General features: G+C 29.1%; 11 protein-coding genes. All 11 read right to left on the reverse strand.

The window, feature by feature from the left end; genetic code table 11:
* Positions 1-26 precede the first annotated feature (26 nt).
* The gene (locus BLT80_RS02360; RefSeq protein WP_092465979.1) at positions 27-1139 is read right to left on the reverse strand and encodes a glycosyltransferase; all 1113 of its coding nucleotides are present in this window, start codon (positions 1137-1139) and stop codon (positions 27-29) included.
* On the reverse strand, positions 1117-1914 hold the full coding sequence (locus tag BLT80_RS02365; RefSeq protein WP_092465980.1) for a hypothetical protein: 798 nt from the start codon (positions 1912-1914) through the stop codon (positions 1117-1119). The genes BLT80_RS02360 and BLT80_RS02365 overlap by 23 nt, the downstream gene beginning before the upstream one ends.
* 465 nt (positions 1915-2379) lie before the next feature.
* Positions 2380-3636: a lipopolysaccharide biosynthesis protein gene (locus BLT80_RS02370; RefSeq protein WP_092465981.1), complete on the reverse strand. Its 1257-nt coding sequence runs from the start codon at positions 3634-3636 to the stop codon at positions 2380-2382.
* Between the two features lie 45 nt (positions 3637-3681).
* Positions 3682-4731, reverse strand: a complete 1050-nt coding sequence (locus tag BLT80_RS02375; RefSeq protein WP_139181000.1) for a hypothetical protein — start codon at positions 4729-4731, stop codon at positions 3682-3684.
* Positions 4732-4762: 31 nt separating this feature from the next.
* Positions 4763-5791, reverse strand: coding sequence for an O-antigen ligase family protein (locus BLT80_RS02380; protein ID WP_175455534.1), 1029 nt, complete (start codon positions 5789-5791; stop codon positions 4763-4765).
* Positions 5792-6005: 214 nt separating this feature from the next.
* Positions 6006-7025 (reverse strand): hypothetical protein, encoded by a 1020-nt coding sequence (locus BLT80_RS02385; protein ID WP_092465984.1) that lies wholly within the window; start codon positions 7023-7025, stop codon positions 6006-6008.
* Positions 7009-7623, reverse strand: coding sequence for an acyltransferase (locus BLT80_RS02390; protein WP_092465985.1), 615 nt, complete (start codon positions 7621-7623; stop codon positions 7009-7011). Before BLT80_RS02390 ends, BLT80_RS02385 begins: the two co-directional genes overlap by 17 nt.
* A gap of 113 nt (positions 7624-7736) precedes the next feature.
* Positions 7737-8249: an acyltransferase gene (locus BLT80_RS02395; protein WP_092465986.1), complete on the reverse strand. Its 513-nt coding sequence runs from the start codon at positions 8247-8249 to the stop codon at positions 7737-7739.
* The gene (locus BLT80_RS02400; protein ID WP_139181001.1) at positions 8246-9106 is read right to left on the reverse strand and encodes a phytanoyl-CoA dioxygenase family protein; all 861 of its coding nucleotides are present in this window, start codon (positions 9104-9106) and stop codon (positions 8246-8248) included. Before BLT80_RS02400 ends, BLT80_RS02395 begins: the two co-directional genes overlap by 4 nt.
* A complete protein-coding gene (locus BLT80_RS19830; RefSeq protein WP_139181002.1) occupies positions 9106-9825 on the reverse strand; it encodes a hypothetical protein in 720 nt (239 codons plus the stop codon). Before BLT80_RS19830 ends, BLT80_RS02400 begins: the two co-directional genes overlap by 1 nt.
* A 574-nt stretch (positions 9826-10399) precedes the next feature.
* Positions 10400-11743 (reverse strand): capsular polysaccharide export protein, LipB/KpsS family, encoded by a 1344-nt coding sequence (locus tag BLT80_RS02410; RefSeq protein ID WP_092465989.1) that lies wholly within the window; start codon positions 11741-11743, stop codon positions 10400-10402.

Raw genomic sequence — 11743 nt, forward strand, 5'->3', positions numbered from 1 at the left:
GAGCAGTTGAACTAGTAGAAATCTATTTATTTTGCAGCTTTAAAACGGTTATATTCTTCGGTTACAAAATCGTTCATTTCTTTTTCAAATCGTTCTTTTGAAAATCGTATTGCGTTCTGCCTCACTGCTGCTGGGTGGAATTCTAATTTTTCGAAAGTAGCAATTATATCAATAATAGACTTTTCAGTTTGATGATTAAATAATAGCCCAGTTTTCCCATTTATCACAGTTTCTTTAGAGCCACCTTTATTATAAGCTATAACGGGTGTACCACAAGCTTGTGCTTCCACCGGAATAATTCCAAAATCTTCTTCGGCTGCAAAAACGAAAGCTCTTGCTTTAGACATATAGCCTTTTAGCTTTTCCGTTTGTAAAAAACCAACAAGTTCAATGTTAGATCGAGCTATGGATTTAATTTTCTTATACTCCGGACCATCACCAGCAACAATCAATTTTTTATCTGGCATGTGATTAAATGCTCTTACAATAAGTTCTATTTTTTTGTAAGGTACCATTCTAGATGCTGTGAAATAGTAATCTTCTTTTTGTTCGACTAATTCAAAACTGTTGACATCAACTGGTGGATAAATAACCTTAGCGTCTCTATTATATATTTTTTTTATTCGGCCTTTAATATAATTTGAATTCGCAATGAAAATATCTACTCGATTAGAATTAATAACGTCCCACATTCGTATTTTATGTAATACTCTTTTAGCGTACATCCCTGATAAAAAGCCAAAATTAGACTCTTCTAAATATTGATGATATAAATCCCATGCGTAGCGCATTGGAGAATGGCAATAACATATATGTAATTGATTTTGGTTGGTCATTACTCCTTTGGCAATGGATGCTGAAGAGCTTAAAACTAAATCATACTCATTTAAATCGAACTGCTCTATAGCATAAGGGAACAACTGCAAAAATTTTCTGTGATTAGATCTAGCAGTCGGTAATGTCTGTATAAAGCTTGTGTTAACGGTTGCTCCGTTTAAAATATAATCTCTGTCTGATTCATTTAAAAAGTCCACCAAAGCATAATGCTCAAAGTCTTTCCAAATGGTATTAAAAGAGTGTATTACTTTTTCAGCACCTCCATTAACATAATACCAATCATGTATTAGTGCTTTTTTCATTTGATATCTTTAAAAAATAATAATGAGTAATTAAAACAAAAAGAAACCCTACAATAGGATAAATTCCTGCTCCTCTCATGTAATTTAATATGGGCAAAAATACATTAATTATTGTAAGGTAAATAAGTATTGGAGAATGAATACTACTTGAAAATGATTTATCATACACATACCTTTGAAACATTCCAAAGAGAAAAAAGAAAAGTAATGTAAACCATCTAAAGTCTATATAAAGACTTCCAAATGCAGTTAAGTATACAAATTTCCTAGGTGATGGATTTACATTATCAAATTCGGTAATAAACCCTAATTTATTGAAAAATTTACGAAAAGGATAAAATGTATACATCCCTTTGGTAACTGCTAAATCTGGCATATCAATAATATGATTATACTCAAAAACACCATGCGTTATGTATTGGCTAGACTGCAATATAATTAATGCATAATCCTTTTGCGCAGAAGAAATGGATTCATCTTCAAAATAATTTAAGACCTGATCATTAGGCTTTAACAGGTCATTATATTTACCATTAATAATTTCATTACGGACGTCTACTGATCCTTCTTTACTCTCTTCTCTACTAAACAAAATTGAAGCAGAAATGACCAATAAACCTATTGCAGAAATCAACACAACACTTATACTTTTTAAGTTGATATTAGGTTTTTTATAATAAAAGATTGAGATTATTAGTATAAGAAATACTTCAAAGAATGGTTTTCTACTTCCAAATAACAGACCTTCTACTAAAGGAAAAAGTAAAAGCAACATGACGAGAATGGTATAGAAATTAAAACGGTATTTGCTTTTTAAAGCGATAACAAATGGGAAAAAATATAGTGATTTAAAAAGGGATGCTATAACAAAAATGATGTTGCTTTTATGACTGTGAAATGCACTTTGATTTCTGTTTGTAATAGCATCATTGGATAAGGAAATTTCTCTTAAAAAGAATAAATCAATCCATCTTAAAACAAAACAAAATAATAAAAAAAGAGTGAGGAACTTAAAAAAGGAAGTATTGTGAGTACTTGTATTAACCGTACTTGTTTTAAATTTAAAAAGTATAAACCCCAAAACTGAAGATAAGTAGCAGCTTACAATAAAAAGTATGGTTTTAGGTTTTATGTCTTCAGTAACTTCGACTGGTAAGAAAAAAAATGTGATAAGCCACAGTAGGACCCCAAAGGCTAGGCTACCAAAAAAAAGTCGATATGTTTTTATAATCTTCACGTATTAAAAGAATAAAAAGTAGTAACCGCTTTCCAACAAAAATATAACAGTAAGTGTTAAAGCTGATTTTTTAAAATAAATATTCTTCTTAGACAATGTATAATATTGAATCATACAAGCTATATAAATAGACGTAAAATGAATATAAATTAATTCAGTAAAGGAAAATTTACCATTGAAAATATATAGCAAAAACCCTACAATACTAATCAATATTAAGAAAAATACATTATTCACCTTTGCTGAGTTTTCTCTATCAATGATATTAGAATTTAAGGCACTTGCTATCCACATAATCATTTGTGCAGAGAGTAAAAAGTAAATACTTTTATAAGTGTCAAATGTATCGTTAAAAAAGTTAGAGAATTCAGAAACGACAAATGGTGAAATAAAGTAAATAACTAATGATAAAGTCGTTATAATAATAAAGAACTTATAAAAATACTGATCTAAAATTAATGGTGAAAAGGTGTAAATTTTCTTAAAATAAGCAATATTAATAATCTGATGAATCATTACTACTATTGCGGCAAGCCTAAAATAAAAGGCATATATACCAACCTCATCAAAACCAAAGAAGAATTCTACTAAAATCCTACCAGAAGTTGTAATTAAAAAAATAAGGAATGTTGACACCAACAAATGAATACTGAACCTTAAAATAGCTCTATAATGGCTTGTAAGGTGCTGTTTTTCGCTTTTAATAAAACGAGAGATTCCAAAAATCACATAGATAAAAGCGTAGGCTAAAACAAAGTTATTAATAACTGTAATACTTGACTGAAAAAAGCCTGTTCTATAGCCTATAAAAAATAGAAATAAAACAATATAGATTCCTGAATCCAATAAAACGGCATAACTCGATTTTTCATGAGATTTTAATTGTGTAGAATAAAACACCTGATTAGCTATTATATAGGATATATTAAAAGCTAAATAAAAATTAACATCCAATTGAAAGCACAAAAATGCAATTTGATTGATTACAAATGGAATTAACAAAATAATAGGATGGAGATTAAACCCCGACTTAAGTTTCTCTTTTTTCTCTCTAATTACAAAATAAGGATAAGCACCAGGAACTCCTAAATTAATGAGCGTGTTGACAATGACTCCTACACCTGCAAGGGCATATTCTAAAATACCGTAATCTGATGTGGAAAGCACATCTGCTAAAATTAATGGTGTAAAATAAACTAATGCCTTTGCAATAGTAAATATAACGCCAAAAGCAGCATGTTTTTTTATGGCATTAATCATTTATTAGTCTTCTATAATTTATTGAACGTTAAAATTAACAATAAATTACTCCATTAACTCTACAATTACACCGTTGTTGGTTTCTTCAAGTATTTCTATTTTTGGATTGTTATTAATCACTTTAAATTTACCAATGGTAAAAGGTCTGGTTTTATCTCCAGAATCGAAATGAGCGGTATATTTCGCCTTAGAGTTCTTCTCGTTAATTGTAATACTTTCAATGAAACTATCATAGCACTTATTAATCCATAAAGCTTTAAATTCTATTTCTTCGCCTTTTGATGCGTCTTGCATGCCAGACATCTTATCACTAGAACCGATACCAAATTTATCAATTATAACCTCACCAATTAAATGGTCTTTTCCTGTAATATATATACCATGTCTATCTGTAGATTTAATATGAAGTTTTTCTATTTGAACGTTAACAGGATTGTTTCCATATCCATCAATAGCCAACGCAGCATGGTTGTGTTGATAAGATACGTCACCAGAACCAAAATCATCAATTTCCAAGTATTTAATTTTAATATTGTTACAGCCATGATAAATATGACAACCTCTTCCCCTCATTTTTCTTAAATTTTTAGTAACATCCGATTTTAAATAAACCGTATCAATACTTATATTATGAGCCTCTGTGATTCCCAATCTGTCAAATGAAACTACTTTTCCTTTTAAGTTTATATTTTCAGGAGATATTTTAGATGGTGCATCGTTAGTGATATGTATTACATCAAATTCCGCCATATCAAATCTAATGTTTAAGTTTTTACGTGAATCTAAAACTAGTGCCATTTTATAATAGCCCTTCGGAAAAAATAATTCGATATTATTATTCTCACATAAATCCAAAACGGTTTTAATTTTAGATTCTTTAGTATATGGATGTGTTGATGCTAGGGATGAATCTGGAAAAATACCATAGCGTCTTACATCTCCAACTTTATAATCAATATTTAAAGCATAATCCTTTTCATTAAATGCTTCTTCAATTTGTGTTGAAATAACATCTTCTGTGCTGGTTTTACTGTTACTATCTTTACAGGATCCTAAAAGGAGCATAAAAGCGAATAAAATAATTGTGGTTTTCATTATTATTTTTTTTAACAAATATAATTGATATTTAGTTTTCAACGAATGTCATTTGATTTTCAAACTTATAAAATAATGGTATAAAAAATGCTGTAAAGACTGTACCATGATGCCTAGCAAAAAATGACTCAAAAAGACACATAAATACTATTGCAAAAGCACAATAAAACATATATGATTTCTTTTTATAACTCTCTTTCACTATAATAACCATAAGTATAATTATAGATAAAAAACCCAATATTCCAACTTTTATATAATCTTCAAAATATTGATTGTGTGCATTAAAGCGTTCTTTAATGCCAGCAATAAAATTTAATTTGACATACTCTGCTTGTAAAGCATTTAAGTAATCACCTGTTCCAACTCCAAAAAACGGATTTTCTTTTATAATATTTAGAGAGGCAAGATTAATCATTACGCGCTGCTCAATTGTGTTTTTTGCGAAAGTAATACTGTTCTTTGTTTTTATGATTTCAATATCAAAATCAGTTGATTTTAGTAATATATTGGTTTTCTTTTGTAACTCTGAAGAACTAAAAAAACCCAAGGTGACAATGGCAAAAACGGAGGTTATCACAGTTAATTTAAGACTTATGCTTTTGTCTTTGAATTCTTTTAGAAAAAAAACAACTAATGAAAAAAGTAAAATCACTAGACTAGATCTACTAGAAAATAACAATAGAAAGAAAATTAATGAAACGGAAATAATAACGTTAAAGAATATCTTTTCCTTTAAAAATATTTCGTGGACGCAAAACATTATACTCAATACTAAAATTATTGATACATAATGTTGGCTAATGCCAAGTTTATCGAATGCAAAATGTACCATTGTATTAAGCGAACGTTCTTCTATAACTATTTGGTAAAGACATAAATAAATCATCACCAAAAGTATCCAAAGCGTCATAATTTTTAATAATAACTTTAGTTTATTGTTACTAATTTTCTCTGATATAATAATAGTAGGCAATAGCAAAAATGGTAATAACCGGGTTATTACATTGACTCCTCTTTTAATGTCCTCAGTATAGGTTAATCCTATTAATTGAATCATAAAATAAAGGATAAAAACAATTACTATTTTATTCCTTTTTACTAGACCAAATTTATATTTTAGATTTGCTTTAGTGTCTATAAAAAAGAAGATAGACATTGCAATTAAAATTTGAGAATTTGAATTATACGTTATGGGGTAGGTGATAATAAAAATTATCAGAAAAAGAAAATAGATTTGTTCTCTTTTTATTTTTGATATGTTTTTTAAAAAACTAATCATTGGTCTCTTCAAAGTGCCTAACAACAATATTTGTAAGATCGTTTGGTAACATTTTTATATAATTTGAATTATTAATGACTTTAAGGTTATCAATTATTGTTGGATAACCAGAACTACCTTCATCGAAATTAACTGTAATTTTAGCATTTGTTTGTTCGCAATCAATTAATACCGAATTCAATTCAGAATTTTGGCATTTATTTATCCAAAGCGCTGCAATATGATCAATTTCATCATTAGAAGCATCTTCCAATCCATGATTAAACTCAACAGACCCGAGCCCAACTTTTTTAACTGTTAATTTTTTTATAGTATGATTATTACCCGTAATATAAACCCCATGTCTATCTGATTTTTCGATTATTGCTTCATTTATTTTTATACTTTCAGGATTATTATTCCAGCCATGTATTTGCAGAGCGGCTAATGAATATCTGTAATAATCACTTCCAGAGCCTAAATCTTCAATTTTTAGATAATTTAATCTTAAATTTTTAACACCAGAATATATATTACATCCTAAGCTGCGTTCATTAAAATTATTTTTTAAAGTATCTGAAGAGATAATTAATGTGTCTATAGAAATATTTTGAGATCCACGAACAAAAAACTTATTATACGTTTTTAATTTACCTTTAAAAGTTATGTTTTGGGAAGGTTTTCCAATTGTATCATCTACTATTTGAACTTGTCCAGAAAATTCAGCACTATCAAAATAAACAGAAACATCCTGTTGCCCTTTTAAAATAAGATTAGTATCATAGAAACCTTTAGGGAATCGAATTTTTATACCCAAATCACCTAACTCTAATATGTTTTTTAAATAACTCTGGTTAACTTTTTGATTTGGAAAAACACCATATCTTCTTACATCACCTTTGGTATAATTAGAATTAATGACATATTCACTTTCATTTACTGTACTTATAACCGCAGTAGCTGAATCTGATTTTCTATTACAAGATATTAATGCTAATAAACAAACGAATATATATTTACTTTTGATAAACATTCTCTACCAAATTTGGCAACTTTACCTCAGTAAGCTCCCGTTTAACGTCTTCAATATCCTTTTCAATAAATCTTAATTTTTGTCCGACGTACATACCCGATTCAGTTAAGTCTTTTGATATAGTAGAATTACTTCCTACTGTAATACCCTGATGTATTTTAATACCAGCATTAATGATACAATTAGATCCTATATATACATTGTTCTTAATATGTATTTCACCATCTATTCTGATGCGATCTGGACCATTAACTGCGTGCAGGTATCCATGCGTCCATAATTGTGAAGCTGCTCCGGCAATAGTAGAAAAATCACCAATGGTTATATTTCTAGTTAAATCTACACTATGTCTAGCGGTAATTTTAGCCAATTGCCCCAACTTCAACACTGATTCACCGTAAGTAATACCTAATGCTCCTCTTGATATTATGTTAGAATTACCTACTGCTCCAATTTTGTCAAAATCTAAACTAAAAGGCCCTCTAATAATGTTTAAATGACCTATATATGCTCTTTCAGAAAGATAAATATTATTTATTTTAATAAAATTAAAATGACCAATACTAGATTTGTTATCTAACACCAATTTATTTACCATAACAAAGGAAAATCCAATCTTACAACTCCAGTGCACCTTGTGACCCAAAATTTTCAAGAAAAAAATTGCTATCTTACTTGGGAAAAAGCAAGCAAAAACGGTTAAGAATCTTATCATACTTGTTTCTCTCTTAGATTTCTATTCCTTGCACCAACAATAATTGCATTTGCAGGCACATCTTTCGTAATTACTGCTCCAGCACCAATCAAAGCATTCTTATGAATGGTTACACCTGCCAATATCAAAGCGTTAGCAGCTACCCAAACGCCATCTTCTATAACTATTGGTTTAGAATAATGCTCATAAGGTGGCTCTAACGTTAAATCCAAAGCAGCTGTTTCTACCATAACACCTCTAGACAATCTAACATTATTACCTATTATAATTTTAGATTTTGCTCCAAGACAGCTATTAGGACCAATTGCAACTCCATCTCCAATTGAAATGTTTTCTCCAAACTTAATTTCAACACTATAATGACAAACACTATCACCTGAATTTGGCACAAGAGCTTTGAACTTAAAATGACTCCAAATTCTAGAATAAATCCAGTTCAGTTTAATAAAAAAAAGCGAAATCCACTTAATTATAAAAATTTTAGATAGTACTCTAATTATTTGTTTCATTCTAAAATTAATCTATTAATATAAGGGTCATAATTGTGAGCACCAATATTTATAGGTTCATAATTTTCAATTCCTATTGGACTTAAAGAATACTGAACCTGAAACAACAAACGTTTACCTTCACTTGGTAATAATCCTTTATGAAACCCGTAAGTATCTACTAAAAATGCTGTTCCCTTTGGAAAAGTAAAATATTTTACTTTTTCCTTTCCAAATGCATCGTAAATTTCTGAATCTTCATAGCGTCTAATTTTTCTAAGCTTAGGCGAAACAGAAGAACCTTCAACATATACATGTGGCCCGTTATTCATTTCTACATCTGTAAGATAAATAAATAATTTACAGAATCTGAAATCGTCAACATCTCTATGGAATAACTGAGCTTGCTCTGCTTGTTCCTTTCCAGAAAATGACCACCACATATTTATGTTGCTAATAGTTGGAGTCGCACCTAAAAAATCCTGTGCTGCATTTAGAATATCACTATTGTTGGCAATGTCTAATATTTCTTTAATTGAGGCTAAATCCTTTCTTCTATAATTGGCAACATGCACTTGTTTAGGAGTCTGAGAAAGTTTAAATGTACCAAGTTCTTTTCTAAATGGATCGTAACATTCAAAATTATCTGCTTTGGTTTTAATACTATTAATTGTGTCTTCATTCAAAAACAACCCTAAATTGGTATAACCGTTTTGGATTAGCTCAGTCGTATTCACCTCAATGCTTTTACCAATATTTTTAGGTATCTGTTTTTTTCCAACTTGAGCAATCTTTCTGTCTGTTAAATAATCTTTCATCCCTGAAGATTTTGCTTTTCGCATGAGATGAAACTTTATTTTATTCAATATTTTGTTCATTACACTTTAGATTTTAAAATTTTTACATATTTAACTTTGCCTCCCGCTCTTGATAGTATAATTTTTCCTGATAACAACGTATAAATCCATGCAAATAATATAAATGCTGACATTGTATATAATCCTTGAGCACCATTAACAAAATTAATTACAGGGAAAAAGAAATTAATAATTAAAAAGTAAAAAAGTAAAGGTACATATTGTATTCTACCTCTTAAGACATGATTATATATACTTTTTTGAAAAACACCGAAAAAAAACATAAACACTAATGAAAACCAACCAAAGTCTATAAAAATAGGTCCAAAAAACGTGGTATAAACACCTGTTCTTGGGGGACTAGCTTGTATTTTTTCTAAATCAATCTCAGTGCCTAATATGATATTCAAAAATTTAGCAAAAATGTTAAAGGTATATGCTCCATAGTGATGATCCGATGAATAGTTATTGTACAAATAACCAAACTCGTACATTCCATGAAGATAGTACTGGACAAAATTGATTGTTCCGAGGTATGAGGATTGATATATTTTGCTATCACTATTAATTATAGACTCTTTTGTTGCTGTAGTTGGCTCGATTGTAAAATTATAATTAGCCTTTGTTAAAATATGTTTTATTGACTTTTCATCAGAACCTGTAAAATCCGTAGTTCTTGTTATAAATAAATTTATTGAGTAAATACCTAATGAAAATAAAAGCACAACTAATAAGATCATCTTTTTTAAGGAAAGTTTAATTCTTTTAAAAAAGAAAAGATATAGTCCAAATAATAAGAGCAAAATAAATAAACCAGACCTAGAGCCTAATACTATAAACTCTAATGAAGCCGAAAAGAAAAGAAATAAGCAAACATAAAACAACAGTGGCTTTTTTTCATTAATGTAAAAATATATAAAGAGCGGTATAAAACTTAAGGGGTTTGTTATTGCCGAAATTATACTAATAACAGAAGGTCCAGATTGCGCCAGAAGCACTCGGTTTTCGGACATTGTGTTACCAAATGAAGTGTCTCTTAAATAAAATTTATCTAAAACTTTTAAAAAAAAACCAGTGAATGCTAAAAAAATAATGAAATACATTATCTTTTTTAAGACAAATACATTTACAGAAAAACTCGTCTGCTTATCTCTTTTAACTGAAGTTAAAGACTTTAAACCCATTAAAAAAAAGACGTAGTTAAGTGCAATATAAAGAATTGGCAAGAACTCTAACTCATACTTTACCTTTAACGGAAAAAGTAAAAAAAGAATAAACCAAGCCAAAAAACCAAATAAGGTTGATTTTACTAAATTATATTTCTTTATAAAATCTAAATTCATTTTTATTCACAACAGACTTAAAGGCCTTCATTAAATTATTTATATTATTATCATTAACACAATTTTTATCTGTAAAAGGATCACTCACAATTCCTTTATAACTTGTGGAGTTCAATAAATTAAGAAAATTTATTTTTTCTTGATTAGACAGTTTATAAAAAACCCCTGTTTTAATAGATTCTATTATTGCTGTTATGTCCGTATTAATTGACCTTAAATATAAGCAATTCTTAGCCGTATTATTAATCGTCTTAATCAAAGTTAAAACTGGTTTATTATTTAGAATACATTCAATTGCAATAGTCCCAGTGACCGTGATCACTAAATCTATATCAGGTAATATAACATCCATTTTTGTAGAATGGTGAAGTGCTATACAATTGTCTGCATTAGCAACGACATCTATTAATTCTCTACTGAGTTCATATTTAGATTTTGGATTAGGCTTAACATACAACGTTACGTCTTTTGGTAAGTTTTCTAAAATCTGCCTTATCAATTCATTTTGATTGCGATAAGGTCTTCCCCAAACATCTAAATTAGCTTCTGGTTGCATTTGTAGAGGATAGAGGATTCTAAATTTATGATTCTTATTAACCTTGCCAACGGCATTAGTATCCCAATCTCGTATATTTTTTTTCTTTTGCTTCTCTAACTTATATTTTATTAATGGATTTGGAGTATTGTAATTTTCCCCATCAATGTAAGCATAGGTTTTTTTTATTTTATCTTTTATAGTTTCAAATTTTGAGGCAGGCGAAAGCCTCATATAGTCTGGAGCCGTTTTTCTATTTACTATTTGGTCTATAAGGTCACTAGCTTCATCGTTAGTTAGTGTTTCATTACTACCTAAATAGGGTTCTAAGGTATCATATTTATAAAAAGAAAATCGTCCTATAGGATATCTACAGGTTGATGGGTTCAAATATAAAATACCATGCTTTTTACAATTTTTTATGGCTAACAACTCATGAAAAGAAGTTGATTCCCCAAAAACAAAATTGGGTTGAATTGAAAGTAGAATTTCTTCAATCTTACTATTGTAATAATAAAAGTAAGATTGGTCCTTTATTTGAAAATGATTCACTTGCCTGTCGCTAATAATTACCTCAGCAACTCCATCATCTGTACAATCAATGTTTTCCTTTTTAGTTGGATAATTTATAATATGAATATTGGTATTGGTAGTGGTTTTAGGCAAAAACTGTTTGTTTTGAACAAGCCAATGTACCTCATGACCGAGTTCTTTTAAATGCTCAGTTATGGGCTCATACAAAAAAGTTTTGTGCCTATTTTCTATAAATAAAAGTTTCAT

This window comes from Winogradskyella thalassocola (assembly GCF_900099995.1).
In the GTDB taxonomy this organism is placed as follows: domain Bacteria; phylum Bacteroidota; class Bacteroidia; order Flavobacteriales; family Flavobacteriaceae; genus Winogradskyella; species Winogradskyella thalassocola.

Excerpts from the sequence above, each read along its gene's own strand:
- BLT80_RS02385 (WP_092465984.1), bottom strand. The coding sequence starts at position 7,025 with ATGTTTATCAAAAGTAAATATATATTCGTTTGTTTATTAGCATTAATA.
- BLT80_RS02365 (WP_092465980.1), bottom strand. The coding sequence starts at position 1,914 with ATGTTGCTTTTACTTTTTCCTTTAGTAGAAGGTCTGTTATTTGGAAGT.
- BLT80_RS02375 (WP_139181000.1), bottom strand. The coding sequence starts at position 4,731 with ATGAAAACCACAATTATTTTATTCGCTTTTATGCTCCTTTTAGGATCC.
- BLT80_RS02360 (WP_092465979.1), bottom strand. The coding sequence starts at position 1,139 with ATGAAAAAAGCACTAATACATGATTGGTATTATGTTAATGGAGGTGCT.
- BLT80_RS02380 (WP_175455534.1), bottom strand. The coding sequence starts at position 5,791 with ATGATTCAATTAATAGGATTAACCTATACTGAGGACATTAAAAGAGGA.
- BLT80_RS02395 (WP_092465986.1), bottom strand. The coding sequence starts at position 8,249 with ATGAAACAAATAATTAGAGTACTATCTAAAATTTTTATAATTAAGTGG.
- BLT80_RS02400 (WP_139181001.1), bottom strand. The coding sequence starts at position 9,106 with ATGAACAAAATATTGAATAAAATAAAGTTTCATCTCATGCGAAAAGCA.
- BLT80_RS02370 (WP_092465981.1), bottom strand. The coding sequence starts at position 3,636 with ATGATTAATGCCATAAAAAAACATGCTGCTTTTGGCGTTATATTTACT.
- BLT80_RS02390 (WP_092465985.1), bottom strand. The coding sequence starts at position 7,623 with ATGGTAAATAAATTGGTGTTAGATAACAAATCTAGTATTGGTCATTTT.
- BLT80_RS19830 (WP_139181002.1), bottom strand. The coding sequence starts at position 9,825 with ATGATCTTATTAGTTGTGCTTTTATTTTCATTAGGTATTTACTCAATA.
- BLT80_RS02410 (WP_092465989.1), bottom strand. The coding sequence starts at position 11,743 with ATGAAACTTTTATTTATAGAAAATAGGCACAAAACTTTTTTGTATGAG.